Consider the following 25,883-nt stretch of genomic DNA (forward strand, 5'->3'; position numbering starts at 1 on the left):
ATGGCCGCAGCCGCGCCGCCCCCGGCCCGCCTGGATGCGCCGGCGCAGTGGCGGGCGGTGGACTGCATCTCCGACCTGCACCTGGACGCCGCGCACCCGGCGACGCTCGCGGCGCTGCTCGACCATCTGGCGAGCACCCCGGCCGACGCGGTGTGCATTCTGGGCGACCTGTTCGAAGTCTGGGTGGGCGACGACGTGCTGCAAGACGCGGCCAGCTTCGAGGCCCGCGCCTGCGCCCTGCTGCGCCAGGCACGTGAGCGCCTGCCGATCTGGTTCATGCACGGCAACCGCGACTTTCTGATCGGCGCCGGCTTCTCCCGGGCGACGGGCATCGCGCTGCTCGAAGACCCGACACTGCTGCAACTGGCCGGCCGGCGCTGGCTGCTGAGCCACGGCGACGCGCTGTGCCTGGAGGACCTGCCCTACCAGCAGTTTCGCGCCATGGTGCGCGCGCCCGAGTGGCAGTCGCGCTGGCTCGCGCAGAGCCTGCCCGAGCGCCAGGCCCAGGCCAGGGCCATGCGCAGCGAAAGCGAAGCGCGCAAACACACCCAGAGCCTCTGGGCAGACGTGGATGCCGCCGCGGCCAGCGCCTGGCTGCAGGCCGCCAACGCGCCTACCCTGGTGCACGGGCACACGCACCGGCCCGCCGAGCACGCGCTGGCAGACGGGCGCCGCCGCCTGGTGCTGAGCGACTGGGACATGGACCATGCGCCCCGGCGCGCGCAGGCGCTGCGCCTGAGCGCTGCGGGCGCCCAGCGCATAGACCTGGCAGGCGGCTGATGCGCCGCGCGGCCGCACGCCTGCTGCAACGCCTTCTGGCCATGGTCGCGCCGGTGCGTCCGATCAGCGACGCGCTGTGGCTGCCTACCATCGCTCACTACGGGTTCCTGCGCGCGCTCAGTCTGCAGGAGCAGGCCAAATTGCGCGTGCTGGCGGCGCTGTTTCTGCGGCGCAAGGAGTTCACCGGCGCGCATGGCCTGCAGGTGAGCGACGCCATGGCCGTGGCGATTGCCGCCCAGGCCTGCCTGCCGCTGCTGCACTGGGGCGAGCCGCGCCAGGCGCTGGCCTGGTACGACGACTTCGTCGGCATCGTCGTGCACCCGAGCGAGGCGCTGGCGCTGCGCAGCTCCATGGACGCTGCGGGCGTGGTGCACCACTACCACGAGATCTTGCTCGGCGAGGCCATGGAGCACGGCCCCATCATGCTGGTCTGGCCGGCGGTGCACGAGGCCGGCCAGAGCCACAGCAGCGTGGTGATACACGAATTCATGCACAAGATCGACATGAAGGCGGGGCGCGCCGATGGCTGCCCGCCGCTGCCGCCGGGCTTCATGGGCGTGGAGTCGGTGCGCGAGGCGCGGCGCCTGTGGCGGCGCGTCTGGGGCGCGGCCTACGTGGATTTTCGCGACAAGGTGCGCCTGGCCGAGCGCTTTGGCGAGCCCTGGCCCTGGCTCGATGCCTACGGCGCGAGCGCACCGGGGGAGTTCTTTGCCGTGGCCTGCGAGGCCTGGTTCGTCGACCCGCAGCGCTTTGCCGAAGAATTCCCCACGCTCGCGCCCTTGCTCAAGGCCTTCTTTCAGCCGGGGCAGCCGCACTGAGCACGCTCCGCCACGCCAGGCCCGCGCTGGTCGCGCCGCGCGGGCGGTATTCGCAGCCGACCCAGCCCCGCCAGCCGCATTGCGCGGCCACATCGTCGAGCACCTGAAACAGGTAGCGGTAGTCGAGTTCACCCTCGTCGGGTTCCTGGCGCGCGGGTACGCCGGCAATCTGCAGATGCGCAACCCGGCCCGTGGGCAGGTAGTGGCGGACCTTCGTCGCCACGTCGCCCTCGGCAATCTGGCAGTGGTACAAGTCCATCTGCACCTTGAGGTTGGCCAGGCCAAGCTCTTGCACCAGTGCGTGGGCCTGCGCCTGCTGGCTGAGGAAGTAGCCCGGAAAGTCGCGCGCATTGAGCGGCTCGATCAGCACCTGCACGCCGCCCTGCGCCGCCTGCTGCGCGGCCCAGTGCAGATTGGCCCGGTAGCAGTCGGCAAGCTGCGCTGGCGAAGCACCCGCTGGCGCAATGCCCGCCATGACGTGGATCTGCCCGCAGCCAAGCTCTGCCGCATAGTCCAGCGCCTGCAGCATGCCGGCGCGAAACTGCGCCTCGCGCCCGGGCAGGCAGGCCAGGCCGCGCTCGCCCGCCTCCCAGTCGCCCGGCGGGGCGTTGAACAACACCTGGGTGAGGCCGGCATCGCGCAGACGCTGCGAGAGCGCCAACGCGGGCCAGGCGTAGGGAAAGAGGTATTCCACGCCCTCGAAGCCGTCGGCCGCGGCTGCGGCAAAGCGTTGCTCAAAGCCATGCTCGCCATAGAGCATGGAGAGGTTGGCGGCAAAACGCGGCATGCGCTTATTGCTCCGACATGGGCGCTGGCGTCCTGGCCACCTGGGCGCGCAGCGCCAGGAGCACGCGCTTGAGGCGGCGTTCCTTGTCCAGACCGACGCGCACCATGATCTTCTGTCCGGCCGAGAGTTGCTGCAACTGCGGGTCCACGAATTCGTAGCGCACCCAGGGCTGCAGCGACTGCACCTGTCCGGCCACGCTCACCAGATGCACGGCAGGGGGCTCGGCCGGCTCGGGGCTGGCCAGCAGATGGTCGATCACCGCCACCAGGCGGTCGTTGAAGTACTTGCCGGGGTAGCCCAGCTCTTCATAGGCCACCTGAAACAGCGGATACAGGCGCGCATACAGCCGGGCCGCTGCGGCAACGGGCACGCTCTCGGCAAACGCGACGAAGGCTTCGTAACGTGCGGAATTCTCCGCGGCGATGCGCGGCGCCGCGCCCTCGCCCTGCACCGTGAAACGCCCGGGCATGGGGTGCACCGGCCACATGCGCGCCGGGGCTTGCTCGCGCGCCAGGTTGTCCACCGTGGCCACGGCGCGGCGCACAAAGGCGTCGAGCTGCAAAAAGGCGCCGGCACGCTGTCCGCCCAGCAGTTGCGCGAGCTCCTTGCCCACGTCCACGTCCGATTCGTCCAGCGCCGGCAGCACGGGCTGCTCGCCAAGCGGCTCTTCGATCGGGTTCCGGATCTCGCCCTCGGGCGGCTCGGCGGCGGGCGGGGCGTCCGTGGGCGCCGACTGCTGCACTGCGGCCGTCTGGGCGTTCGTGGCGCCCGGCGCGGGCGCGCCGCTGAAGTTGCCGCGCACATTCCACGCATACCAGCCAATGCCTGCCGCCAGCAGCACCAGCAACAGCAGCCATCCCGGGTCGCGGCGGCTGCGGGGGCGCGGCGGGCGCAGTTCGGTGGGGTCTGGCTGTGGCATGGCGGCTCCGGTGGTGGCAAGGCAGGCGCCGAAGGACGCGGCCCGGGGCGGGCGGCGCCGGGGCGCGCAGCGCTAGCTTAGCGCCTCAGCCGCCATGCTCCAACCGGAAGGCGCGCGCCTGGCTGAAATGGCCGCAGCCGATGAAGGGCCGGGGCGGGCGCAGCGCCGACAACGGCGAAGGGTGGTTGGCGCAGAGCACGAGATGGCCACGATCCTTGGGGATCAGCGCCCGCTTGGCCTGCGCGTGGCTGCCCCAGAGCATGAAGACCAGCGGCCGCGCGCCACCAGCCACGTGGCCGATGACCGCGTCGCTCAACTGCTCCCAGCCCTTGCCGGCGTGGCTCGCGGGCTGGCCTTCTTCCACCGTCAGACAGGTGTTGAGCAGCAGCACCCCGTGGCGCGCCCAGCGCACCAGCGAGCCGCCGGGCTCGGGGAAAGCCGGCCAGGGCGTGCCCAGGTCGCGTTGCAATTCCTTGAAGATATTGCGCAATGAAGGCGGCAAGGCGACCCCCGGCGCAACCGAAAAAGCCAGCCCCTCGGCTTGCCCGCGGCCGTGGTAGGGGTCTTGCCCGAGGATGACCACGCGCACAGCCTCGGGTGCGGTCAGCTCCAGCGCGCGCAGCGGCCGCGGCGGAAAGACGCTGGCGCCGGCGGCCAGGCGCTGGCGCAGGAAGTCCAGCAGCGCCAGCCCGCCCTTGCTGGCAAAGAACTGGTCCACCAGGGGCGCCCAGCCGGGCGCGACCGGCCAGGCGGCGGGGTCGGCCGTCTGCAGTTGGCTTGGCTCAGAGTTGCTCATCGCTCAAAATATATTGGTCAAAAACGGGTTTTACGCCCGTCCCGGCTGCGCGATCAGCTCTCATTCCAGGAGTCATTCAAACCGTCGCTCAGGCGGTTGCGCCCGGTGAGCTTGGCGCGGTAGAGGTGCACGTCTGCCAGTTCGGTCAGCGTCGCCGGCTCGCGCTGCAACTCGGGGATGGTGCAGGCCACGCCCACGCTGATGGTCACGCAGGGCGCTGCGGAAGAGCCCTCGTGCACCAGGGCCTGGCCGAAGACCGCGCCGCACAGGCGCTCGGCAACCACGCGCGCCCCCTCCAGGTCGCATTGCGGCAGCAGGCAGACGAACTCTTCGCCGCCGTAGCGCGCCAGCAGGTCGTGCGGGCGCGCCATGCTCTGGCTCAGCGTGCGCGCCACGGTTTGCAGGCAGGCGTCGCCCTTCTGGTGGCCGTACAAGTCGTTGTAGGCCTTGAAATGGTCGATGTCTATCATCAACACCGACAACGGCAGGCCCGCGCGGGCGCAGCGGCTCCATTCGGCAGCCAGCGCCTCGTCAAAGCTGCGCCGGTTGGCGATGCCGGTGAGGCCATCGACATAGGCCAGCTTGCGCAGCCATTCGTTCTGCACCAGGTGGGCGGTGTGGTCCTGGAAGGTGAGCAAGAGCTTGTCGCCAAAGATCAGGCCCGCCACGTCCATCATGTGGTGCGCACCGTCGCTTGAGACAATGCGGTAGGACTGCGCCGCGATCTGGCCATTGACCGCCTCGGCCTTGGCCTGCTTCCAGCGCGCGGCGGCCTCGGCGCGGTAGTCGGGATCAGGATAGGCCTTGAGCGCCCACTCGCGCAGCGTCGGCACCTCGTGCTCGTCGTAGCCAAGCTGGTCCAGAAAGCGCTGGTTGCGAAAGTACACGCGGTGCCGGGCATCGACCATGCACAAACCCACGGGCATCTCGCTCATGAGCTGCTGCAGCACGCGCTCGGTAGCCTGCAGGCGCAGGCTCTGCTCCTTGGCCTCGGTCACGTCGCTGATGTAGCCATGCCAGAGCGTCGCGCCGCTGGGCAGGCGCTGCGGCCGCGCATGCCCCGACAGCCAGCGCGCGCCGCGGCCCGGGATTTCATAGAGGTATTCGGCGCTCCATTCGCTGAGTTCACGCGCCGAGCGGCGCAGGTCTTCGACGCCGCGCGGCACGTTGCCGGAGCGGATGCGCTCGAACACCGGTGCGGCGTCCTGTTGCAGCTCTTGGGCGCTGAAACCGTAGATGTCGGCAACCTGGGGACTTGTGTAGGGGAAATGGCTGTGCCCGTCGGGTTCAAGCTGGTATTGGTACAGCAGGCCGGGCAGGTTTTCGGTCAGGCGCTGCAGCATCTCTTCCTGCTGGCGCCGCTCGGAGATGTCGGCCAGCGTGCCGAACACGCGCAGCGGCGCGCCGCCCGCGTCGCGCTCCATCACCCGTCCCTGGCAGGCGAACCAGCGGTAGCTGCCGTCGGCGCAGCGCAGTCGATGGGACGCTTCCAGCTCGTCCTTTTGCCCTTGCAGCACCTGCTGCCAGGCCGTCGCCAGCTTGGGGCGGTCGTCCGGATGAACCAGGTCTTCCCAGGTCTTGCCCTCGCGCTCGAAGGCCTCTTGCGTATAGCCCAGCAGCGCGTACCACTGCGGTGAATAGCTGGTCGTGCCTGCGGCTTTGTCAAAGTCCCACAGCCCCTGGTGGGTGGCGGCGAGCACCACGTCCCAGTGCGCCTGGTTCTGGGCCTCCCTGGCCGCCTGTTCGTCCTGCTCGCGCTGGCGCTGGCGCTGCTTGCGCTGCACCCACAGCAGCGCTGCGGCGGCCAGCAGATTGCCGACCAGCCACAGCAGCAGCGCCGAGGCCACGTCGCTGCGCCAGTCGGCATAGACGGCCGGCACGTCGCGCCCGACGGCGATCACCAGCGGCTTGTCCATGTGCAGCTCGGGCGGCTGCAGCGTGCGCAGCGCCACGATCTGCTGCTCTTGCGGCGCCTCGGGGCGCATGGGCGCGGTGAGCAGGCTGTCCGGCGCGCCGCTGGCAAGGTGGCGCGACCAGGCGCTGCCCGCGACGTCCAGCTTCACGCCGTCGCGCTCGCCGCTGCGCCCCAGTGCGAGAAAGCGCAGGCCATCGCCGTGCGAGAGGCTGACCAGCACGTCGGGCCCGCCGTGCAGCGGACGCATCAGCAGGCGCAGGTAGTCGGCGTCCAGCGCCGCGACCAGCGCGCCAGCAAAGCGGCCGTCCGGCGCAAACACCGGGCGCGCCAGCACCATCACCCAGCCACCGAGCGCGCCACGAAACGGCGGCGACACCACCAGGGTCAAGGGCGAGGCAGAGCGCGCCGCGGCAAAGTAGTCGCGCTGTCCCGAGTTGCGGCCCACGAGGGCAGGGTCGCTGCTCACGGTGATCGTGCCCTGCGCATCCAGCAGGCTCAGGTATTGCACCGCCGGCATGGCATCGGCATAGGCGCGCAGGCGCACGCTCAATTGCGCCTTGCCGTCGGACTCGCGCTGCAGCGAGGGCAGCTCCGCCAGCAGGCTGCTCAGCGCGTGGCCGGCGGCGTCGAGCTGCAGCGCCAGGTTGTCGTGCAGGGTGGCGGCCTGCTGCGTCAGTTGCCGGCGCTCACGCTGGCCCGTGTCGCGGTATTCCTGCCAGGCATCGAGCGCCAACACCAGCGCGACCACGGCCGATGCCAGTGCCAGCCACGACCACGGACGGCGCGCGTGTGCGGCTTGCAGGCGGGGCGGGGCAGGCAAACGGTACTCCAGAGCTCACGAGAGTGGCGCCACTGTATACCAAGGCCACGGCAGCCGACCGCGCAGTCCTTGTGCGTCAAAGGATCTTGGAATACTGCGCGCGGCTCTCGCGCGCCTGCAGGTATTTGTCGAACACCATGGCGATGCCGCGCACGAAGAACCAGCCCATGGGGGTGACCTCGATGGCATTGGCGCTCAGGTGCACCAGGCCGTCGTCGTGCATTGCGCGCAGGCGCGCGAGCTCGCTGGCGAAGGTGGTGCGAAAGTCGATCAGGTGCGCCGCTTCCACCGACTCGAACTGCACGCGGCCCTGGCACATCAGCGCATTGATCACCGCGCGGCGCAGCACGTCGTCGTGGCTCAGGGCCACGCCGCGCACGATGGGCAGATGCCCGTGGTCGAGCATGTCCTGGTATTGCAGCAAGTCCTTGGCGTTCTGGCTGTAGGTCGCGCCGACCTTGCCTATGGCCGAGATGCCCAGCGAGATCAGGTCGCAGTCGGGCTGGGTGCTATAGCCCTGGAAGTTGCGGTGCAGCCGCCCCTGGCGCTTGGCCACGGCGAGCGAGTCGCCCGGCAGCGCGAAATGGTCCATGCCGATGTAGACGTAGCCGACCTCTTCAAACGCGGCGATGGAGTGCGAAAGCATGGCCACCTTGTGGTTGGCCACCGGAATGTCCGCCGTCTTGATGTGGCGCTGCGACTTCACCCGTGCGGGCAGGTGGGCATAGGCATAGAGCGCGATGCGGTCGGGCCGCAGCTCGGCCATCTGCGCGATGGTGCGGGCGAACGATTCGGGCGTCTGCTTGGGCAGGCCGTAGATCAGGTCGGCATTGATCGAATCAAAGCCGATGCGCCGCGCCGCCGCGACCAGCTCGAAGACCTGCTCGGCCGGCTGCACGCGGTGCACCGCCTTCTGCACCTCGGGGTCGAAGTCCTGCACGCCAAAGCTCAGGCGGTTGAAGCCCAGATCGCGGATGGTCTGCAGCCGCTCGGCGCTGATGGTGCGCGGATCTATCTCTATCGAGTATTCACCCTTGGGCGCGAAGGCAAAGCGCCGGCGCAGCATGGCCATGAGGTCGGCCAGTTCCTCGTCGTTCAGGAAGGTGGGCGTGCCGCCGCCGAAGTGCAGCTGGCTCACGCTCTGGCCGGGCCCGCCCAGGTGCTTGACGTGCAGGTCGAGCTCGCGCTCGACGTAGGCCAGATAGGGCGCGGCGCGCTCGTGGTGCTTGGTGATGATCTTGTTGCAGGCGCAGTAATAGCACAGCGACTCGCAAAACGGCAGGTGCACGTACAGCGACAGCGGCTGCGCCGCCAGGCTCGTGCCGAGCTGGCGCTGGGCGAGCGCGTGGCGGTAGTCTTCTTCGCCGAAGGCTTCGACGAAGCGGTCGGCCGTGGGGTAGGAGGTGTAGCGCGGCCCCGGCACGTCGAAGCGGGAGATGAGCTCTGGGGTAATCGTGGGCATGGCGGTCCTGAATGGCAATGCGGCCATTCGATGCAAACGCCAAACTGTCGCCGCCGCAGCCGCCACTGTCTTTGATCGCCGTCAAGGAATCGGGGCGGGCCCATCTAGAATCAGGCATCCCTGCCCCCACAGAGGACGAGCCCGCCATGCCCCACCGCGCCCTCCAGATCGCCTGTTCCCGCTGCAGCCTGCGCGAGCTGTGCATGCCCGTGGACATCAGCGCGGCCGACATGGAGCGGCTCGACACTCTGGTGACCACGCGCCGGCGCGTCAAGCGCGGCAAGCCGCTGTATTCGCGCGGCGACCGCTTCAGCGCGCTGTACGCGATCCGCTCGGGGTTTTTCAAGACGCGTGTCACGGCAAGCGACGGGCGCGAGCAGGTCACGGGCTTTCAGATGGCCGGCGAGATCATGGGGCTCGACGGCATCGTCTCGGACGAACACACCTGCGACGCGCTGGCGCTGGAAGACGCCGAGGTCTGCGAGATGCCCTACGACCGCATCGAGTCGCTGTCGCGCGAGGTGCCGGCGCTGCAGACCCATGTGCACAAGATCATGAGCCGCGAGATCGTGCGCGACCACGGTGTGATGCTGCTGCTGGGCAGCATGCGCGCCGAAGAGCGCGTGGCCTCCTTCCTGATGAATCTGCTGCAGCGCCTGCATGTGCGCGGCTTTTCCGAGGCCGAGCTGGTGCTGCGCATGACGCGCGAGGAAATCGGCAGCTACCTGGGGCTGACGCTGGAGACGGTGAGCCGCACCTTCTCGCGCTTTGCCGACGATGGCCTGATCGAGGTCAAACACCGCCAGGTGCGCATCCTCGATGGCGCCGGCCTGCAGACCATCGTGGACAGCGCCGGGGCTCGGCGTTGAATGCTTCACTAACCATAGCTGCATGCGCTTGACTGGCGGGCGTTGCAGCCATATTTTGCTCTCAATCGCGAGGCCGGCCCCGCAAGGCTTTCACGGCCCCGCGCAGGCGCTTGGCCTGCAGGCGTCGCTCGCGCGAGGCGCGCGTGGGCCGCGTCGCCTTGCGCGGCAGGACGGGGCGCGCCGCCTGCTCCACCAGCTCTTGCAACCGCGCCAGCGCGTCGCGCCGATTGGCCTGCTGCGTGCGATAGCGCTGCGCCTTGATGAGCACCTGGCCCTCGGCGGTGACGCGCGCGTCAGGCAGCGCCAGCAGGCGCTGCTTGAGCTCGGCGGGCAGGGCGGAGGCGGCCACGTCAAAGCGCAGGTGCACCGCGCTCGAGACCTTGTTCACGTTCTGCCCGCCCGCGCCCTGCGCGCGGATCGCGGTGATCTGCGCCTCGCGCTCGAGCAGCGCTGCCGTGGTTACCATCCCCGCTCCTTCTAGCCCTCGCCGATTGCCCTCCATGTCCCTGCTCTCGCGCCGGCAAACGGTCGGCCTCGTCCTGCTGGTGCTTGCCTGGGGCATCAACTGGCCGGTCATGAAGGTGACGCTGCGCGAGATGGGGCCCCTCTATTTTCGCGCGCTGACCATGTTCGGCGGCGCGCTGGTGCTGGCGCTGTATTTTCGCTCGCGCGGCCTGCGCCTGCTGCCGCGCGGCTGGTCCGAATGGCGCGCGGTAGTGGTGCTTGGGCTGCCCAACATTCTGGGCTGGCACGCCTTGTCCATCATCGGCGTGGCGCAACTGCCCGCGGGGCGCGCGGCCACGCTGGGCTTCACCATGCCGGTCTGGACGGTGCTGCTGTCGGTGCTGTTCTATCGCGAGAAACTGACCGGGCGGCTGCTGGTGGGCGTGCTGGCGGTCCTGGCCGGCATCACGCTGCTGCTATGGAACGAGCTGGCGCAGATCGCCGGGCGCCCGGCCGGCATCGCCTGGATGCAAGGCGCGGCCTTCAGCTGGGCGCTGGGCACCATCTGGATGCGCCGCGCGCACCTGAGCATGCCGGCCGAAACCCTGGTGGTCTGGATGATGGTGCTGGCCTCCATGGCGCTGTGGCCGCTGGCCCTCTGGCTGGAGCCGCCGCAGCAGTGGCATTTCAGCGCCCCGGTCTGGGCCAGCCTGGTGTGGAGCGTGTTCATCAACTACGGCCTGGCGCAGGTGATCTGGTTTGCGCTGGTGCGCGTGCTGCCGCCGACCACCAGCGCGATGAGCGTGATGGCCGTGCCCATGGTCGGCATCCTGAGCGCGCCCTTCGTGATCGGCGAGTGGCCGCACTGGCAAGACCTCGCGGCCATGGTTTGCGTGGTCGTCGCGATCGGGGCGGTGCTGCTCAGGCGCGATTAGAGCGACGCTGAACAAGTCGCTCAGGGTGCAGGCGCGTCCAGCAGTTGCAGCAGCAGACGGTTGAAGGCGGGCGCCTGTTCATAGGGCGCCCAATGCCCGGCGCCCTCCAGCAGATGCAGCCCGCGAAAGTCGCGCGCGCTGGCGGCCCAGGCCGCGCGCAGCTCATCAAAACGGCCGCGGTAGAGCGCGTCGTGCTCGCCATAGACGGCATGTACCGGGCAGGCAAGCTGCCTCAGCGCGCGCGCAAGGATGTCGGTGTTGGACAGACGCCGGCGCGTGAGGCGGTCGCGTTCGGCGTTGCGCGCGTGCAGTTGCAGCGCCGTCTCGTCGATGTGCGCAGCATCGGCAAACATCATGGCCGCGAGGTTGTGCCTGTGCACCGCAAGCTGCTCGGCCGCGCCCGGCAGATGGCGCCAGCCGCGCAAGCCCACGCGGTTGGGCGCCGCGGCCGTCATGCCGGGCGCGCCCACCAGCACCAGGCAGCGCGCCAGCGCGGGACACGCGGCTTGCAGCATGCCGGCCGCCATGGCGCCGAAGGAAAACCCGACGAGATCGCAAGGCCGCTGCGCAAGCACGCTGCGCAGCGAAGCCAGCAGCGGCGCCAGCAGCCCATCGACGTCCTGCGCGCCGGGCACCGCGGCCGAATCGCCAAAGCCCGGCAGGTCCGCTGCCCAGACCTCGCGCCCGCTGGCCACCAGCGCCTCGATGTTGCGCAGCCAGTGCGTCCAGCTGCCGCTGCCGCCGTGCAGCAGCACCAGCGGCGCACGGCCACCACGGCGTTCGGCCCAGACATGCCAGACGATGGCGCCGCCCGAGCCCGCCAGCGGGCTGCGCACGCAGCGCGCCTGCGCCTGCAGGCGCACCACCGCCTCGGGCTGGCCTACCACCGGGCGATGGCGTCTATGGCCAGGGCGTAGCCCTGCACCCCGAGCCCGCAGATGAGCCCGCGGGCGACCGGTGAAATCCACGAGTGGTGCCGAAATGCCTCGCGTGCAAAGACGTTGCTGATGTGCAGCTCGATCAGCGCCACGCCCGTGCCCTTGATGGCATCGGGCAGCGCCACGCTGGTGTGGGTGTAGGCGCCGGCGTTGAGCACCACGCCGGCCAGGCGTCCTGCGGCATGCTCGCGCCCGGCTTCATGGATGCTGTCTACCAGCGCGCCCTCGTGGTTGCTCTGGCGAAACACCAGCGCCAGGCCGTGGCGCTCGCAGGCCTGGCGGCACAGCTGCTCCACGTCGGCCAGGGTCTGCGCGCCATAAACCTCGGGCTCGCGCGTGCCGAGCAGATTCAGATTGGGACCGTTGAGTACGTAGACAGTTTGCGCCATGGCAGCGGGATCGGGCCGGGTGAGCCGCGATTATGCGGCCCGGCCCGCCCGAGCGCCCTCAGCGCCGCTCAGCGCCAGTCGCGCCGATGGCCGCGGTGCTCCCAGCCCCTGTGGTGGCCGCGCCAGTGCGGGCGCGGTGCGTAGTAAACCGGCGGCGTGTAGACCACGGGCGGCGGCGCGTAGTACACCGGCGCGGGGACGCGGTAAACCGGCGCCGGGGTGTAGTACACCGGCGGCGGCGCGTAATAGCCCACGCCGGCGTTGGAAGCACCGACCACCACACCAGGCACGCCTATGCCCACCGACCAGGTCACGTCACTGCGCGCCTGGGCGCTGCCCGTGGCCAGCATCAGCGCAAGGGCCAGGCCCGCCGAGGCGATGGCCGGAAACCAGGAACGACGAACCGACATTGTTAACTCCTTGAAAACGCGGCCCATGCCGCAAGACCTGCAACGAATGCAATGCTGAACCCGTCGCTTGCGCCCAGCGCATTGCTGCTTTGGGCAGCCTGCGCCCTTGCAAATCCGCCCAAGCACGGGCGAGGACTGCGGTTTGCGCCTTGCAGTCCGTGCCGAATCAGGGCGCGCGCCATCGTACAGACTTGTCCAGCATTGCCTTAACGCACGAGGCAAGCTTCAGGATGGCACACGCAGGTGTTTTTCTTGTGTCCGAACGTTGTGCGCCGGGTATCAGAAGGTAAACGTGGCGGCACGCCCGCCGCCTAAAATCGTGCCCATGAGTACGCCCGCCCAACCTGCCCAAGCACCGACCAACTTCCTGCGCCAGATCATCGAGGCCGACCTCGCCGAGGGCAGGCACGCGCAAAAGCGCTGGGCCGGCAGCCCGGGCGACGCCGCGCACCAGGCGGGCGGGGCGCTCGATGCGGCGCGCATACGCACGCGCTTTCCGCCCGAACCCAATGGTTACCTGCACGTGGGCCACGCCAAGAGCATCTGCCTGAACTTTGGCCTGGCGCGCGACTACGGCGGGGTCTGCCACCTGCGCTTTGACGACACCAACCCCGAGAAGGAAGAGCAGGAATACGTCGACGGCATCATCGACGCGGTGCACTGGCTGGGCTTTGACTGGCGCGACGCCGACGGCCGCGAGAACCTGTACTGGGCCAGCAGCTATTTCGACTTCATGTACCGCGCGGCCGAATACCTGATCGACGCGGGCCTGGCCTACGTGGACGAGCAGACGGCCGAAGAGATGCGCGCCAACCGCGGCGACTTTGCCCGGCCCGGCGTGGACAGCCCCTTTCGCAGCCGCAGCCCTGCGGAGAACCTGGCGCGCTTTCGCGAGATGCGCGAGGGCAAGCACCCCGACGGCGCGATGGTGCTGCGCGCCAGGATCGACATGGCCTCGCCCAACATCAACCTGCGCGACCCGGCCATCTACCGCATCAAGCACGCCGAGCACCACGCCACCGGCAACCAGTGGTGCATCTACCCGATGTACACCTTCGCGCACCCGATCGAGGATGCGCTCGAGTGCATCACCCACAGCATATGCACGCTGGAGTTCGAAGACCAGCGCCCGTTCTACGACTGGCTGCTCGACCACCTGGCCGAGGGCGGCCTGATCGCCCGGCCGCAGCCGCGCCAGTACGAGTTCGCGCGGCTGAACCTCACCTATGTGCTCACCAGCAAGCGCAAGCTCAAGCACCTGGTCGACAGCGGCATCGTCAGCGGCTGGGACGACCCGCGCATGCCCACCATCGTCGGCTTGCGCCGGCGCGGCTATACGCCCGCCTCCATCCGCATGTTCTGCGAGCGCATCGGCGTGACCAAGGACTACGCCTGGATCGACTACGCCACGCTGGACGGCTGCCTGCGCGAAGACCTGGAGCCGCAGGCGCCCCGTGCGATGGCGGTGCTCGAGCCGCTCAAGCTCGTGCTGACCAACTGGGACGAGGTGATGGGCGCGGGCCACCTCGAGCCCTGCGAGCTGCCCGCCCTGCCCCACGCCGTCGAAGGCCAGGCGCCGCCGCTGCGCCGCTTCCTGCTGGGGCGCGAGGTGTGGATAGAGCGCGAGGACTTTGCCGAGGCGCCGCCCAAGGGCTACAAGCGCCTGTTCGTCGGCAACCGGGTGCGGCTCAAGGGCGGCTACGTGATCGAATGCACCGGTGCTGCGCGCGACGCGAGCGGCGCGGTGACCGAGGTGCATGCGCTGGTGCTGCCCGACACCAAGAGCGGCACGCCCGGCGCCGACAGCGTCAAGGCCAAGGCCGCGATCACCTGGGTGGGCGTGCACGATGGCGTGGCCGCCGAGGTGCGGCTGTACGAGCGCCTGTTCACCGACGCGCAGCCCGACGCGGGTGGCAAGGACTATCTGGCGCTGCTCAACCCGGACAGCCTCAAGACGGTGCAGGCCTGGGTCGAGCCCACGCTGGCTGGCGCGCGCGCCGACGACAAGTTCCAGTTTGAGCGTCACGGCTACTTCGTGGCCGACCGCCAGGACCACGCAGCCGGGCGCCTGGTGTTCAACCGCATCACCGCGCTGAAAGATTCCTGGGGCAAGTGAGGCGCGGCGCTGCTGCGCCGCAGGCCGCCTCAGGCCATCAGCGCCGGCTCGCGCAGGGCCACCAACTGCTCGTGCAGCAGCGCCACCTGGCCGCGCCAGTAATCGCCCGAGCCGAACCAGGGAAAGTGGATCGGAAAGGTCGGGTCGCTCCAGCGCCGTGCGAGCCAGGCGCTGTAGTGGATCAGGCGCAGGGTGCGCAGCGGCTCGATCAGCGCAAGCTCGCGCCGGTCGAAGGCGCGCACCTGCTCGTAGCCGTCGAGCAGCGCCGACAGCTGCAGCGTGCGCTGGCGCCGCTCGCCCGAGAGCAGCATCCACAAGTCCTGCACCGCAGGGCCCATGCGCGCGTCGTCCAGGTCCACGAAGTGCGGGCCGCCCCCGGCCTCGTCTACCGGGGTCCAGAGCACGTTGCCCGAATGGCAGTCGCCATGCACGCGGACGGAGCGCGCATCTTTCAAGCCAAACAAGCCTTCAGCGCCCGTCCTGCCTCCGCCACCAGCTATTTGTTCGATAGCAGCGTCGACCGCTTCGCGCCAGGCGCTGCGCACCTCGGGCGCCACGGCCTCGTGCGTCAGCAGCCAGTCGCGCGGCTCGAGCGCAAAGGTCTGCAGATCGAGGCTGGGGCGCGCGGTGAAGGGATGGCGCTCGCCCACGAGGTGCAGCCGCGCGATGTAGCGGCCCAGCCACTCGAGCACCTCGAAGTCGTCGAGTTCGGGCATGCGCCCGCCGCGCCAGGGACTCACCGAGAACGCAAAACCCGCGTGCTGGTGCAGCGTCCGTCCGGCCAGCTCCAGCGGCGCGACCAGGGGCACTTCGGCGGCGACGAGCTCCTGCGCAAACGCATGCTCTTCGCGTATCTGCGCCTCGCTCCAGCGCCCCGGGCGGTAGAACTTGGCGACCACGCGGCTGCCGTCGTCCAGGCCCACCTGGTAGACGCGGTTTTCGTAGGAAGCAAGCGCCATCAGCCGCCCGTCGCCCTGCAGGCCGCAGGCGGCCAGGGCGCCCAGCACCACGTCGGGCGTGAGCTCGGCGTAGGGGTGGGCGCCGGCCTCAGCCATGCGCGCTCCAGGCGCGCGCCTGCAAGTCCTGCGCCAGCTCCAGCGCCAGCGTGCCCTCCTCGCGCTGGTGGTGGTGCTCCAGCACGTGGCGCAGCGGGTGCACCGCGTCGATCAGCCACAGCGCGGCGCGCCGCTGCGCCATGCCGGGCTCGGGCGGATTGGCGAGCACCTGCGTCAGGCGCGCCGCGTGCTCTCGCGCCAGCAGCGCGATGCGCTCGTGCTCGGCCAGGTAGACCTTGGCGGCCCAGCGCGCCTGAGCGGGCAAGTGCGGCAGCAGCTCGCGCTCTTCGATCGCGATGTGGGCGACAAGCTCGGCGCGCCAGCGCGAGAAGGCCTGCTCGGCACGCGCGAAATCCCCGCCCATCAGCTCCAGCAGGTGGGTCTGCAGCAGCGCGTCGAGCTGCGCATGCTGGTGCGCAAAATGGCGCGCCGGGTCGGGGTTTGAGATCATGCAGTCAAAACGGCCTGCAGCGCTTTGCCAGCAAGCGCTGGGCGCTCTGTTAAATGGAGCATTTGCCGCCGGCGAGCGCTCAGTCTGCGATGGTGAGGCTCACGTCGATGTTGCCGCGCGTGGCGTTGGAGTAGGGGCAGACCTTGTGCGCGGCAGCGACCAGCGCCTCGGCCTGGCTGCGCTCCATGCCCGGCAGGTGTACCTGCATGCGCACCGCAATGCCGTAGCCGCCGGGGATGGGGCCGAGGTCGACCTCGGCATCTACCGCAACGTCGGCAGGGATGGCGGTCTTCTGCTTTTCGCCCACGGCCTTGAGCGCGCCGATGAAGCAGGCCGAATAGCCGGCAGCAAACAATTGCTCGGGGTTGGTGCCGCTTGCCGAGCTGCCGGGCGAGGACATCTGCACATCCAGGCGCCCGTCGTCCGAGCGCGCCGCGCCGCCTTCGCGCCCCCCGGTAGTGTGGGCGCGGGCGGTGTAGAGGACTTTGTCGAGTGTGGTCATGGTGTTTTCTCCTGTGCAAGAGTGCCCGTGGCGGGCGGGGTGGAAACGGCGGGGCCCAGGCTGCGCCAAGCCGGGTGCGCGGGGTCTGCAGCCGCGGTGCAGCGCTGCGCCCTCAGTACAGGTATACACCCTTGCCGCTCTTGCGGCCCAGACGCCCGGCGGCCACGTATTCCTTGAGCAGCGGACAGGGGCGGTATTTGCTGTCGCCAAACTCCTTGAGATAGACCTCCATCACCGCCAGGCAGACGTCCAGCCCCACCATGTCAGCGAGCGCCAGCGGGCCTATGGGCTGGTTGCAGCCGAGCTTCATGCCCGCGTCGATGTCCTCGGGCGTGGCCAGGCCCTCGGCCAGCACGAAGAAGGCCTCGTTGATCATGGGCACGAGGATGCGGTTGACCACGAAGCCGGGCGCGTTCTTCACCGTGATCGGCGTCTTGCCCAGCCGCTCGGCAAGCTGCTTGACCGCGTCGTGCGTGGCGTCCGAGGTCTGCAGGCCGCGGATGATCTCCACCAGCGCCATCATCGGCACGGGGTTGAAGAAATGCATGCCGACGAAGCGCTCCGCGCGCTGCGTCACCGCCGCCAGTTGCGTGATCGAGATCGAAGAGGTGTTGGTCGCCACGATGACCTCGGGCGCAAGCAGGGCATCGAGCTGGCGCAGGATCGTGTTCTTGAGTTCGTGGTTCTCTGTGGCCGCTTCGATCACCAGCTGCGCACCCTTGAGGTCGTCGTAGTTGGTAGAGCCCTTGATGCGCGCCAGCGCCGCGGCCTTGTCGGCTGCGCTGATCTTCTCCTTGGCCAGCAGGCGATCGAGGCTCTTGTCGATGCTGGCCAGGCCCTTGTCCACCGCAGCCTGGGCAATGTCGACCATGACGACCGCTATGCCCGAGACGGCGCAGGCCTGCGCAATGCCATTGCCCATGGTGCCCGCGCCCACGACGCCGACGGTGTTGATATGCATGCTGTTCTCCTGGATGTGTTGGTGAGGTCTGGGTGAGCGGCCAGCGGCGCGCCTGCGACGGCTGGCGAAACAATCTCACTGGAACGCGACTTCGGCAAAGCTGCGCAGCTTGCGGCTGTGCAGGCGGCCCACGCCGCCGGCTTGCAGGAGCTCGATCGCGCGCATGCCGATCAAGAGGTGCTGCTGCACGCGCTCGCGGTAGAAGTGGTTGGCCATGCCGGGCAGCTTGATCTCGCCGTGCAGCGGTTTGTCGCTGACGCACAAGAGCGTGCCATAGGGCACGCGAAAGCGAAAGCCGTTGGCCGCGATGGTGGCGCTTTCCATGTCCAGCGCTACCGCGCGGCTCTGGCTGAAGCGCCGCTGCGGCGTGTTGTCGGGCAGCAGCTCCCAGTTGCGGTTGTCGGTGCTGGCCACGGTGCCGGTGCGCATGATGCGCTTGAGCTGGTCTTCGGGCATTTGCGCCACGTCGGCTACCGCCTGCTGCAGCGCGACCTGGATCTCGGCCAGCGCCGGCAGCGGCACCCACAGCGGCAGCTCTTCGTCGAGCACGTGGTCTTCGCGCACGTAGGCGTGGGCCAGCACGTAGTCGCCCAGCTGCTGGCTGGTGCGCAGGCCGGCGCAGTGGCCCAGCATCAGCCAGGCGTGCGGGCGCAGCACGGCCACGTGGTCGGTGATGGTCTTGGCGTTGGCCGGCCCCACGCCGATGTTCACCATGGTGATGCCGCCGTGGCCTTCGCGCACCAGGTGGTAGGCGGGCATCTGTGGCAGGCGCTCAGGCGGCGCGCCGGGCGCGTCGCCGGGCTGGGCCGCCAGACCGCTGCGGCGCGTGAGCACGTTGCCCGGCTCGACGAAGGCCTCGTAGCGGCTCGCCGGGTCTTGCATCTGCGCGCGGCCCAGGCGCACGAACTCGTCGATGTAGAACTGGTAGTTGGTGAACAGCACGAAGTTCTGGAACCACTCTGGGCGCGTGCCGGTGTAGTGGCGCAGGCGCTGCAGCGAATAGTCCACGCGCGGCGCGGTGAACAGCGAGAGCGGATGGGGCTCGCCCGCGCGCGGGCGCCAGGTGCCGTTGGCGATGCCGTCGTCCATGGCATTGAGGTCGGGCAGGTCGAACAGGTCGCGCAGCAGCAGACGCCGCTGCTGGTCGAGCGAGCCCTCGAGCGCATCGTCCGCATCGAGCGCAAAGTACACCGGTATCGGCTGGTTGCTCGTGCCTACCTCCAGCTCCACGCCGTGGTTGTGCTGCAAGAGCGAGAGCTGCTCCAGGTAGTAGTGGCCGAACAGGTCGGGGCGGGTGAGCGTGGTCTCGTAGTGGCCCGGCCCCTGCACGAAGCCGAAGGCCAGGCGCGAGGGCGCGCGCGCCACGGTGTCGGTGCGCAGGCGCACATAGGGGTAGCAGGCGCGCACCGGCTGGCTGGGCGTATCCCCGGCGACGAAGCGCTGCATGGCGTCCCGCAGGTGGCTGGTCTGGCGCCGGTAGATCTGCTGGATGTCGGCCAGCGCCGCGGCCGCATCGCGGTGGCGGGTGGGGGCGATGTATTCGGGTGTCAAAGGCATGGCGCTATTGTCCGTGGCGCGGGGCCGCGTCGCGCGGGCGGGCAGCGGCGCCGCAGCAAAAAAATGCCGGGCACGCGGCCCGGCTTTGCATGGCGCGGCGCCGCCCGCGCGCTATTGCAGCAGCTTGACGCCGGTCTTGGACTGGATCTCGTCAAAGCTCACGTCGGGAGCCAGCTCCTTGAGCTTGAGGCCCTGGGGCGTGACTTCCATCACGCCCAGGTCGGTGATGATCTCGTGCACCACGCCCACGCCCGTGAGCGGCAGCGTGCACTGCGGCAGGATCTTCAGGTCGGTGCTGCCGTCCTTCTTGCGCGCCACGTGCTCCATCAGCACGATGACCTTGGGCACACCGCCGACCAGGTCCATCGCACCGCCCATGCCCTTGACCATCTTGCCCGGGATCATCCAGTTGGCCAGGTCGCCCTTTTCGCTCACCTGCATCGCGCCGAGGATGGCCAGGTTGATCTTGCCGCCGCGGATCATCGCGAAGCTGTCGTGGCTGCCGAAGATGGCCGAGCCGGGCAGCGTGGTCACGGTCTGCTTGCCGGCGTTGATCAGGTCGGCGTCGACCTGGTCTTCCGTCGGGAAGGGGCCGATGCCGAGCAGGCCGTTTTCCGACTGCAGCCAGACCTCCTTGTCACCGGTGTAGTTGGCTACCAGCGTCGGGATGCCTATGCCCAGGTTCACGTAGAACCCGTCCTGCAATTCCTGGGCGGCGCGCGCCGCCATCTGTTCCTTGGTCCACGGCATGTCAGGCTCCTGCTTTCTCGGTGATGGTGCGCTTTTCGATCTGTTTGGTCGGGTGCGCGTTGAGCACCATGCGGTGCACGTAGATGCCGGGCAGATGCACGTCGTCGGGCGCGAGTTCACCCGGCTGCACGATCTTCTCGACCTCGACGACGCAGATCTTGCCGGCCATGGCCACGGCCGGGTTGAAATTGCGCGCCGTCAGGTTGAAGCGCAGGTTGCCGGTGGTGTCCGCCACGGCCGCATGCACCAGCGACACGTCGGGCAGCAGCGAGCGCTCCATCAGATAGGTATGGCCGTCGAACTCGCGCGTTTCCTTGCCTTCGGCGACGATGGTGCCCACGCCGGTGCGCGTGAAAAAGGCCGGAATGCCGGCGCCGCCGGCGCGCAGCTTCTCGGCCAGCGTGCCCTGGGGGGTGAATTCCAGCTCCAGCTCGCCCGCCAGGTACTGGCGCTCGAACTCCTTGTTCTCGCCCACGTAGGAGCTGATCATCTTCTTGATCTGGCGCGTGTTGAGCAGCTTGCCCAGGCCTACACCGTCGATCCCTGCGTTGTTGGACACGGCGGTGAGGTTCTTCACGCCGGTGGCGCACAGCGCTTCGATCAGCGCCTCCGGAATGCCACACAGCCCGAAGCCGCCCACGGCGATCATCTGGCCATCGTGCACGATCCCCTTGAGCGCCTCTGCGGCGGAGGGATAAATCTTGTTCACGAATCTTCTCCTGAATCGGTATTGAACGTTTTACGATACTACGCAGGCGATTTTGTTGCGCCGCACAATCAGTGTCAACACGGCCGCGGCGGGGTTATCCCTGAGCCGGCGCGAGCAGCGCTCAGGCCGCGCCAGGCCTGGCTGCGCCGCCATAAGGGACGAATCGGCTGCGGTTTTCATCGACCTCCAGCGCGCGTCCGACGTAAGGGAAGGCGCGCTGCGGACAGTGGGTGCGCTCACACACCTTGCAGCCCATGCCTATGGGCGTGGGCGCCTCGGGATCGCGCAGATTCAGGCCGCTGCCATACGCCAGGCGCGGCGCATGGCGCACGTCGCAGCCCAGGCCAATGGAGAAGGTGCGCGCCGGCGTGCCCCAGCCGCCGCGATGGCTGGTGACGGTGCGCGCAATCCACAGATAGGCGCGCCCGTCGGGCATGCGCGCAAGCTGCGTGAGGATGCGCCCGGGCTGGGCAAAGGCTTCGTACACGTTCCACAACGGGCAGGTGCCTCCGGTGCGGCTGAAGTGAAAGTGCGTGGCCGACTGGCGCTTGCTGATGTTGCCCGCCCGGTCCACGCGCACGAAGAAGAAGGGCACGCCCGATGCGCCCGGGCGCTGCAGGGTAGACAGGCGATGGCACACGGTTTCGAAGCCCACGCCGAATCGCCGGCCCAGCAGGTCGATGTCGTAGCGCAACTCTTCGGCTGCGGCGAGAAAGCGCGCGTAGGGCAAGAGCAGCGCCCCGGCGAAATAGTTGGCCAGGCCGATGCGCGCCAGGCGCCGCGCGTCGCCATCGTCTGGCAGCGGCGGCTCTTCGGTCAGTGCATCGAGCAGCGGCGCGTGCTCGATCAGCGCCAGTTGCGTGGCCAGTTGAAACACCTGCTGCGCTGCAGCCAGGTCGGGCGCCAGCCGCAGCAGGCGCCGCGCGGGGTCGTAGGCGCGTTTGTCCTCGCCCTCCTGCGCCTGCTCCACCTGCACTCCATGGCGCGCCTGCAGCCGCCGCACCAGCCAAGGCGCCAGCAGATCGGTGCCCACGCCCGCCTCGTTTGCCAAGGCTTCGGCGCGCCGGTCCACCTCGTCGAAGTAGTTGCGATGCTCGAAGAAAAAATCGCGCACCAGCTCGAACGGCATGGCGCGCGCCAGCGGCACGCCGCTGCGGTCGTCCCCCAGGCGCAGCGCCATCGCCTCCAGCTGCGCCTGTGCCTGCAGCGTGCGCTGGTGCAGGCCCACCAGCGCACGGCCCAGCTCGGGCATCTGCGCGGCCACTTCGCGCAGCTCAGGCAAGGAGACGGGCGCGGCCGCATCCGTCAGCGCCTCGCGCATCGCGGCGGCCAGGCGCTCTTCTTCGTCTTCGGAAAACTGCTGCACGTCCACGCCCAGGGCACGGTGGACCTTGAGCAGCACAGACACCGTCAGCGGGCGCTGGTTCTGCTCCAGCTGGTTCAGGTAACTGGGCGACAGGCCGAGCAACTGCGCCATCGCCACCTGGGTGAGACCGCGCTCATCGCGCAGGCGGCGCAGGCGCACACCCATGAAAGTCTTCTTCATGGCTGCCTCGCCCGGTCGTGGCGATTCGCAAAATTTGCAATTTCCAGGTTTTTACTTCGCAAGATTTCGCCTTTTCAGTGCTGGGCAGAGGCGGCCATTTTGCGTAGATTGCGAATCAACGCAAGCCTGTCTTTTCCCGAAACCCCAGCAGAAAGCCGCATGACCATGAGCACCGAAACCCCCGCTCCCACTACCCCAAAGGCCAAGAAGTCCGTCGCCCTCTCGGGGGTGCTGGCGGGCAACACCGCGCTGTGTACCGTGGGGCGCGCCGGCAACGACTTGCACTACCGCGGCTACGACATCCTGGACATCGCCGAGGTCTGCGAGTTCGAGGAGATTGCCTACCTGCTGGTGCACGGCAAGCTGCCCACGCACGCCGAGCTCAAGAGCTACAAGGCCAAGCTGCTGGCGCTGCGCGCCCTGCCGGGCAGCGTCAAGGCGGCGCTGGAGCAACTGCCCGCCGCCAGCCACCCCATGGACGTGATGCGCACCGGCGTCTCCGCCATGGGCTGCGCCCTGCCCGAGAAGGACGACCACAACCTGGCCAGCAGCAGAGACATCGCCGACCGGCTGCTGGCATCGCTCGGCTCCATGCTGCTGTACTGGTACCACTACAGCAATTCGGGCCGGCGCATCGAGGTGCAAACCGACGACGAGACCATAGGCGGGCACTTCCTGCACCTGCTGCACGGCAAACAAGCTGGTGAGAGCTGGGTGCGCGCGATGCATACCTCGCTGAACCTCTATGCCGAGCACGAGTTCAACGCCTCCACCTTCACCGCGCGCGTGATCGCCGGCACGGGCAGCGACATGTATTCCAGCATTGCCGGTGCCATAGGCGCGCTGCGCGGGCCCAAGCATGGCGGTGCCAACGAGGTGGCCTTCGAAATCCAGAAGCGCTACGACACACCCGACGAGGCCGAGGCCGACATCCGTCGGCGCGTGCAAGCCAAAGAGGTGGTGATCGGCTTTGGCCACCCGGTCTATACCGTGAGTGACCCGCGCAACACCATCATCAAGGGCGTGGCCCGGCGCCTGTCCGAGGAGACGGGCAACGCACGGATGTTCGACATCGCAGAGCGCCTGGAAGCCGTGATGTGGGACGTGAAGAAGATGTTCCCCAATCTGGACTGGTTCAGCGCCGTGAGCTACCACATGATGCAGGTGCCCACCGTCCTGTTCACGCCGCTCTTTGTCATCGCCCGCACCAGCGGCTGGGCCGCGCACGTGATCGAGCAGCGCCAGGACAACAAGATCATCCGCCCGAGCGCCCACTACGTAGGGCCCGAGGACCAGACCTTCATCCCGATTGCCGAGCGCGCCTGAAGACCAACCCACCACTCCTTCCCCCTATGGGGGAAGGCCGGGATGGGGGCCTTGCGCCACACGAACGTCGTCTGCGCCGCTGGCCCCCACCCCAGCCCTCCCCCAGAGGGGGAGGGAGTAAAAAGCCGCTGAATTTTCATTCCAACCAAAGCCTTTTCATGTCTTCCCCCATCTCCAACCTCCATCCCGACTACGACCAGGTCATCCAGGACATCGTCGATTACGCCCTGGGCTACGAAGTCACCTCCGAACTCGCCATCGAAACCGCCCGCCACATCCTCATCGACACCCTGGGCTGCGGCCTGGAGGCGCTCTCCTACCCGGCCGCGTGCAAGCTGCTCGGCCCGGTGGTCAAGGGCACGGTGGTGCCGCACGGCGCGCGCGTGCCGGGCACGCGGTTTGAGCTCGATCCGGTGCAGGCGGCGTTCAACATCGGAGCGCTGATTCGCTGGCTGGACTTCAACGACACCTGGCTGGCGGCCGAATGGGGGCACCCCAGCGACAACCTGGGCGGCATTCTGGCCGTGGCCGACTGGCTGAGCCGCAGCGCCGTGGCTGCGGGCAAGCCGCCGCTCACCATGAACGAGGTGCTGCACGCCATCGTCAAGGCGCATGAGATCCAGGGCGTGATCGCGCTGGAAAACTCCTTCAACCAGGTGGGGCTGGACCACGTGCTGCTGGTCAAGGTCGCTTCCACCGCCGTGGCCAGCCGCCTGCTGGGCCTCACGCGCGACGAAGCGCTGGCCGCGGTATCGCTCGCCTGGGTGGACGGGCATAGCCTGCGCACCTACCGCCACGCGCCCAATACCGGCAGCCGCAAGAGCTGGGCTGCGGGCGACGCCACCAGCCGCGCGGTGCGCCTGGCACTGATGGCGCAAACCGGCGAGATGGGCTACCCGAGTGCGCTCACCGCCAGGACCTGGGGCTTTTACGACGTGCTGTTCAAGGGCCGGCCGTTCAAGTTCCAGCGCCCCTACGGCAGCTACGTGAGCGAGAACGTGTTGTTCAAGATCAGCTTCCCGGCCGAATTCCACAGCCAGACCGCGGTGGAGGCCGCCGTCACGCTGCACCAGCAGCTCAAGGATGCGGGCAAGCGCGTGGAAGACATCGAGAAGATCACCATCCGCACGCACGAGGCCTGTATCCGCATCATCGACAAGCAAGGGCCTTTGAACAACCCGGCCGACCGCGATCACTGCATTCAGTACATGGTCGCAGTGCCGCTCATCAAGGGTACGCTCACCGCGCTGGACTACGAAGACGCCGCCGCGGCCGACCCGCGCATCGATGCGCTGCGCGCGCGCATCCACTGCGTGGAGGACCCGCAATACACCAAGGACTACCACGACCCCGACAAGCGCAGCATCGCCAACGCGCTCAGCGTGCAGTTCAGGGATGGCAGCCGCCTTCCCGAGGTGGCGGTTCAATATCCCGTAGGCCACCGGCGCCGCCGCGCCGAGGGCATCCCGCTGCTGCAGGCCAAGTTCCGCACCAACCTGGCGCGGCGCTTTCCGCAAAAGCAGCAGGACGCCATCCTTGCCGCGTCCCTGAACACGCAAACGCTGGCGGCGATGCCGGTGCATGAGTACGTCGATCTGTACGTGATCTGAGCGATGAACACCAAGCAGACCCTCAAAACCCTGGCCCAGGCCAGGCGCGGCGCGCTCGTGCCCGGTGCCTTCAATGCACTGTCGGCCAGGGTCATCGAAGACCTGGGCTTCGAAGCCATCTACGTGACCGGCGCGGGCGTGAGCAACATGCATCTGGCCCTGCCCGACCAGGGCTTCATGGGTTTGCATGAGATTGCCGAGCACACGGCGCGCATCCGCGATGCGGTAGCGCTGCCCTTGATCGTCGATGCCGACACCGGCTTTGGCAACGCGTTGAACGTGCGCCACACGGTGCGCGTGCTCGAACGCGCCGGAGCGGACTGCATCCAGCTTGAAGACCAGGTTCATCCCAAGCGCTGCGGCCATTTCAGTGGCAAGGCGGTGATCAGCGCCGAAGAAGCCGTGGACAAGATCAAGGCCGCCGTCGATGCCCGGCGCGACGGCGATCTGCTCATCATGGCGCGCACCGACGCCGCCGCCACGCTGGGCTTTGAAGCGGCGCTGGAGCGCGCGCAGCAAATGGCCGAAGCGGGCGCGGACCTCTTGTTCGTCGAGGCCGTCACCCAGGCCGATCAGGTGCGCGCCCTGCCCCGGCGCCTGGCCACGCCCCAGCTCATCAACATGGTGATCGGCGGCAGGACACCTCTGTTCAACGCCGACGAACTTGCCGCGCTGGGCTTTGGCATCGTGCTCTACGCCAACGCCGCGCTGCAGGGCGCGGTCATGGGCATGCAAAAAGCCTTGCGCGTGCTGCGCGACGAGCGCGAGCTGCAGGAGGCCAGCGACCTGGTCACGCCCTTTGCCGAGCGCCAGCGGCTGGTCGGCAAACCCGCGTGGGATGCGCTGGAGCAGCGCTACCGCTGAAATGCTTCGTTAATGATAGCTGTTAGCGCTTGATGGGTAAGCGTTTGCGGCATAAAACGTCATCATTATCGAAGGAATTCATCATCGACTCGTCCCACACGCCGGCCGAAGCGGCCTTGCGCACGGGCCGGCGCCTGCTGGCCGAGGAGCGCCT

25 protein-coding genes are annotated in these 25,883 nt (G+C 68.6%); 8 read left to right on the plus strand and 17 right to left on the minus strand.

The window, feature by feature from the left end:
- Both KUD94_RS08365 and KUD94_RS08370 read left to right on the plus strand, forming a co-directional pair.
- The gene (locus KUD94_RS08365) at window positions 1-780 is read left to right on the plus strand and encodes a UDP-2,3-diacylglucosamine diphosphatase (RefSeq protein WP_218236578.1); all 780 of its coding nucleotides are present in this window, start codon (window positions 1-3) and stop codon (window positions 778-780) included.
- Entirely contained in the window at window positions 780-1,598 is an 819-nt protein-coding gene (locus KUD94_RS08370; RefSeq protein WP_218236580.1) for a zinc-dependent peptidase, read from the plus strand. The genes KUD94_RS08365 and KUD94_RS08370 overlap by 1 nt, the downstream gene beginning before the upstream one ends.
- Here the strand turns inward: KUD94_RS08370 and otnI are convergent.
- The 5 genes from otnI to hemN all read right to left on the minus strand — a co-directional run bounded on the left by otnI (window position 1,564) and on the right by hemN (window position 8,297).
- Window positions 1,564-2,385 carry a 2-oxo-tetronate isomerase gene (gene otnI / locus KUD94_RS08375; RefSeq protein WP_218236582.1) on the minus strand — a complete coding sequence of 274 codons (822 nt, stop codon included), beginning with the start codon at window positions 2,383-2,385 and terminating at the stop codon, window positions 1,564-1,566. The genes KUD94_RS08370 and otnI overlap by 35 nt on opposite strands.
- A 4-nt stretch (window positions 2,386-2,389) precedes the next feature.
- Window positions 2,390-3,304 (minus strand): DUF3014 domain-containing protein, encoded by a 915-nt coding sequence (locus tag KUD94_RS08380; protein ID WP_218236584.1) that lies wholly within the window; start codon window positions 3,302-3,304, stop codon window positions 2,390-2,392.
- Window positions 3,305-3,389: 85 nt separating this feature from the next.
- Window positions 3,390-4,100, minus strand: coding sequence for a uracil-DNA glycosylase (locus KUD94_RS08385; protein WP_218236586.1), 711 nt, complete (start codon window positions 4,098-4,100; stop codon window positions 3,390-3,392).
- 53 nt (window positions 4,101-4,153) lie between these two features.
- Window positions 4,154-6,835 (minus strand): diguanylate cyclase domain-containing protein, encoded by a 2,682-nt coding sequence (locus KUD94_RS08390; RefSeq protein ID WP_218236588.1) that lies wholly within the window; start codon window positions 6,833-6,835, stop codon window positions 4,154-4,156.
- A 76-nt stretch (window positions 6,836-6,911) separates the two neighbouring features.
- Window positions 6,912-8,297: an oxygen-independent coproporphyrinogen III oxidase gene (hemN, locus tag KUD94_RS08395; protein ID WP_218236590.1), complete on the minus strand. Its 1,386-nt coding sequence runs from the start codon at window positions 8,295-8,297 to the stop codon at window positions 6,912-6,914.
- 146 nt (window positions 8,298-8,443) lie between these two features.
- Between hemN and fnr the strand changes: the two genes are divergently transcribed.
- Complete coding sequence (fnr, locus tag KUD94_RS08400; protein WP_218236591.1) at window positions 8,444-9,166, plus strand: fumarate/nitrate reduction transcriptional regulator Fnr; 723 nt, start codon at window positions 8,444-8,446, stop codon at window positions 9,164-9,166.
- 61 nt (window positions 9,167-9,227) lie between these two features.
- Here fnr and arfB read toward each other — a convergent pair whose 3' ends face one another.
- A complete protein-coding gene (gene arfB / locus KUD94_RS08405; protein WP_218236593.1) occupies window positions 9,228-9,632 on the minus strand; it encodes an alternative ribosome rescue aminoacyl-tRNA hydrolase ArfB in 405 nt (134 codons plus the stop codon).
- 34 nt (window positions 9,633-9,666) lie between these two features.
- Between arfB and KUD94_RS08410 the strand changes: the two genes are divergently transcribed.
- A complete protein-coding gene (locus KUD94_RS08410; protein WP_218236595.1) occupies window positions 9,667-10,545 on the plus strand; it encodes a DMT family transporter in 879 nt (292 codons plus the stop codon).
- Window positions 10,546-10,565: 20 nt separating this feature from the next.
- Here the strand turns inward: KUD94_RS08410 and KUD94_RS08415 are convergent, their stop codons facing one another.
- From KUD94_RS08415 to KUD94_RS08425, 3 genes are all read right to left on the minus strand, one after another.
- Window positions 10,566-11,432: an alpha/beta fold hydrolase gene (locus KUD94_RS08415; protein WP_255568672.1), complete on the minus strand. Its 867-nt coding sequence runs from the start codon at window positions 11,430-11,432 to the stop codon at window positions 10,566-10,568.
- Entirely contained in the window at window positions 11,426-11,872 is a 447-nt protein-coding gene (gene aroQ / locus KUD94_RS08420; protein ID WP_218236597.1) for a type II 3-dehydroquinate dehydratase, read from the minus strand. The genes KUD94_RS08415 and aroQ overlap by 7 nt, the downstream gene beginning before the upstream one ends.
- A 68-nt stretch (window positions 11,873-11,940) precedes the next feature.
- The gene (locus tag KUD94_RS08425; protein WP_218236599.1) at window positions 11,941-12,282 is read right to left on the minus strand and encodes a hypothetical protein; all 342 of its coding nucleotides are present in this window, start codon (window positions 12,280-12,282) and stop codon (window positions 11,941-11,943) included.
- Window positions 12,283-12,607: 325 nt separating this feature from the next.
- Here KUD94_RS08425 and KUD94_RS08430 point away from each other — a divergent pair, with 325 nt between their 5' ends.
- The gene (locus KUD94_RS08430; protein ID WP_218236601.1) at window positions 12,608-14,398 is read left to right on the plus strand and encodes a glutamine--tRNA ligase/YqeY domain fusion protein; all 1,791 of its coding nucleotides are present in this window, start codon (window positions 12,608-12,610) and stop codon (window positions 14,396-14,398) included.
- A 29-nt stretch (window positions 14,399-14,427) separates the two neighbouring features.
- Here KUD94_RS08430 and KUD94_RS08435 read toward each other — a convergent pair whose 3' ends face one another.
- The 8 genes from KUD94_RS08435 to KUD94_RS08470 all read right to left on the minus strand — a co-directional run bounded on the left by KUD94_RS08435 (window position 14,428) and on the right by KUD94_RS08470 (window position 21,929).
- Window positions 14,428-15,453, minus strand: coding sequence for a serine/threonine protein kinase (locus KUD94_RS08435; protein WP_218236603.1), 1,026 nt, complete (start codon window positions 15,451-15,453; stop codon window positions 14,428-14,430).
- Entirely contained in the window at window positions 15,446-15,904 is a 459-nt protein-coding gene (locus KUD94_RS08440; protein ID WP_218236605.1) for a hypothetical protein, read from the minus strand. The genes KUD94_RS08435 and KUD94_RS08440 overlap by 8 nt, the downstream gene beginning before the upstream one ends.
- Window positions 15,905-15,983: 79 nt before the next feature.
- On the minus strand, window positions 15,984-16,406 hold the full coding sequence (locus KUD94_RS08445) for an organic hydroperoxide resistance protein (protein ID WP_218236607.1): 423 nt from the start codon (window positions 16,404-16,406) through the stop codon (window positions 15,984-15,986).
- 112 nt (window positions 16,407-16,518) lie between these two features.
- Entirely contained in the window at window positions 16,519-17,367 is an 849-nt protein-coding gene (locus KUD94_RS08450) for a 3-hydroxybutyryl-CoA dehydrogenase (RefSeq protein ID WP_218236609.1), read from the minus strand.
- Between the two features lie 75 nt (window positions 17,368-17,442).
- Complete coding sequence (locus KUD94_RS08455; RefSeq protein ID WP_218236610.1) at window positions 17,443-18,924, minus strand: AMP nucleosidase; 1,482 nt, start codon at window positions 18,922-18,924, stop codon at window positions 17,443-17,445.
- 111 nt (window positions 18,925-19,035) lie between these two features.
- Entirely contained in the window at window positions 19,036-19,674 is a 639-nt protein-coding gene (locus KUD94_RS08460) for a 3-oxoacid CoA-transferase subunit B (RefSeq protein WP_218236612.1), read from the minus strand.
- Window position 19,675: 1 nt separating this feature from the next.
- Window positions 19,676-20,383 (minus strand): CoA transferase subunit A, encoded by a 708-nt coding sequence (locus tag KUD94_RS08465; protein ID WP_218236614.1) that lies wholly within the window; start codon window positions 20,381-20,383, stop codon window positions 19,676-19,678.
- 121 nt (window positions 20,384-20,504) lie between these two features.
- On the minus strand, window positions 20,505-21,929 hold the full coding sequence (locus KUD94_RS08470) for a short-chain fatty acyl-CoA regulator family protein (protein WP_218236616.1): 1,425 nt from the start codon (window positions 21,927-21,929) through the stop codon (window positions 20,505-20,507).
- A gap of 159 nt (window positions 21,930-22,088) precedes the next feature.
- Between KUD94_RS08470 and prpC the strand changes: the two genes are divergently transcribed.
- The 3 genes from prpC to KUD94_RS08485 all read left to right on the plus strand — a co-directional run bounded on the left by prpC (window position 22,089) and on the right by KUD94_RS08485 (window position 25,729).
- Window positions 22,089-23,255: a 2-methylcitrate synthase gene (gene prpC, locus KUD94_RS08475; RefSeq protein WP_370625856.1), complete on the plus strand. Its 1,167-nt coding sequence runs from the start codon at window positions 22,089-22,091 to the stop codon at window positions 23,253-23,255.
- Between the two features lie 158 nt (window positions 23,256-23,413).
- Window positions 23,414-24,865 (plus strand): bifunctional 2-methylcitrate dehydratase/aconitate hydratase, encoded by a 1,452-nt coding sequence (locus KUD94_RS08480; protein ID WP_218236620.1) that lies wholly within the window; start codon window positions 23,414-23,416, stop codon window positions 24,863-24,865.
- A gap of 3 nt (window positions 24,866-24,868) precedes the next feature.
- A complete protein-coding gene (locus KUD94_RS08485; protein ID WP_218236622.1) occupies window positions 24,869-25,729 on the plus strand; it encodes an oxaloacetate decarboxylase in 861 nt (286 codons plus the stop codon).
- Window positions 25,730-25,883: the final 154 nt, after the last annotated feature.

Origin of the sequence: Comamonas sp. NLF-1-9, assembly GCF_019195435.1 — a bacterium.
Lineage (GTDB): Bacteria > Pseudomonadota > Gammaproteobacteria > Burkholderiales > Burkholderiaceae_C > Comamonas_C.

Bases quoted from the DNA above. Each gene is read 5' to 3' on its own strand.
- prpC (WP_370625856.1), top strand. From the start codon at position 22,089: ATGACCATGAGCACCGAAACCCCCGCTCCCACTACCCCAAAGGCCAAG.
- KUD94_RS08365 (WP_218236578.1), top strand. From the start codon at position 1: ATGGCCGCAGCCGCGCCGCCCCCGGCCCGCCTGGATGCGCCGGCGCAG.
- hemN (WP_218236590.1), bottom strand. From the start codon at position 8,297: ATGCCCACGATTACCCCAGAGCTCATCTCCCGCTTCGACGTGCCGGGG.
- otnI (WP_218236582.1), bottom strand. From the start codon at position 2,385: ATGCCGCGTTTTGCCGCCAACCTCTCCATGCTCTATGGCGAGCATGGC.
- KUD94_RS08485 (WP_218236622.1), top strand. From the start codon at position 24,869: ATGAACACCAAGCAGACCCTCAAAACCCTGGCCCAGGCCAGGCGCGGC.
- KUD94_RS08450 (WP_218236609.1), bottom strand. From the start codon at position 17,367: ATGCATATCAACACCGTCGGCGTCGTGGGCGCGGGCACCATGGGCAAT.
- KUD94_RS08425 (WP_218236599.1), bottom strand. From the start codon at position 12,282: ATGTCGGTTCGTCGTTCCTGGTTTCCGGCCATCGCCTCGGCGGGCCTG.
- KUD94_RS08430 (WP_218236601.1), top strand. From the start codon at position 12,608: ATGAGTACGCCCGCCCAACCTGCCCAAGCACCGACCAACTTCCTGCGC.
- arfB (WP_218236593.1), bottom strand. From the start codon at position 9,632: ATGGTAACCACGGCAGCGCTGCTCGAGCGCGAGGCGCAGATCACCGCG.
- KUD94_RS08455 (WP_218236610.1), bottom strand. From the start codon at position 18,924: ATGCCTTTGACACCCGAATACATCGCCCCCACCCGCCACCGCGATGCG.
- KUD94_RS08410 (WP_218236595.1), top strand. From the start codon at position 9,667: ATGTCCCTGCTCTCGCGCCGGCAAACGGTCGGCCTCGTCCTGCTGGTG.
- KUD94_RS08370 (WP_218236580.1), top strand. From the start codon at position 780: ATGCGCCGCGCGGCCGCACGCCTGCTGCAACGCCTTCTGGCCATGGTC.
- fnr (WP_218236591.1), top strand. From the start codon at position 8,444: ATGCCCCACCGCGCCCTCCAGATCGCCTGTTCCCGCTGCAGCCTGCGC.
- KUD94_RS08385 (WP_218236586.1), bottom strand. From the start codon at position 4,100: ATGAGCAACTCTGAGCCAAGCCAACTGCAGACGGCCGACCCCGCCGCC.
- KUD94_RS08380 (WP_218236584.1), bottom strand. From the start codon at position 3,304: ATGCCACAGCCAGACCCCACCGAACTGCGCCCGCCGCGCCCCCGCAGC.
- KUD94_RS08445 (WP_218236607.1), bottom strand. From the start codon at position 16,406: ATGACCACACTCGACAAAGTCCTCTACACCGCCCGCGCCCACACTACC.
- KUD94_RS08460 (WP_218236612.1), bottom strand. From the start codon at position 19,674: ATGCCGTGGACCAAGGAACAGATGGCGGCGCGCGCCGCCCAGGAATTG.
- KUD94_RS08480 (WP_218236620.1), top strand. From the start codon at position 23,414: ATGTCTTCCCCCATCTCCAACCTCCATCCCGACTACGACCAGGTCATC.
- KUD94_RS08435 (WP_218236603.1), bottom strand. From the start codon at position 15,453: ATGGCTGAGGCCGGCGCCCACCCCTACGCCGAGCTCACGCCCGACGTG.
- aroQ (WP_218236597.1), bottom strand. From the start codon at position 11,872: ATGGCGCAAACTGTCTACGTACTCAACGGTCCCAATCTGAATCTGCTC.
- KUD94_RS08470 (WP_218236616.1), bottom strand. From the start codon at position 21,929: ATGAAGAAGACTTTCATGGGTGTGCGCCTGCGCCGCCTGCGCGATGAG.
- KUD94_RS08440 (WP_218236605.1), bottom strand. From the start codon at position 15,904: ATGATCTCAAACCCCGACCCGGCGCGCCATTTTGCGCACCAGCATGCG.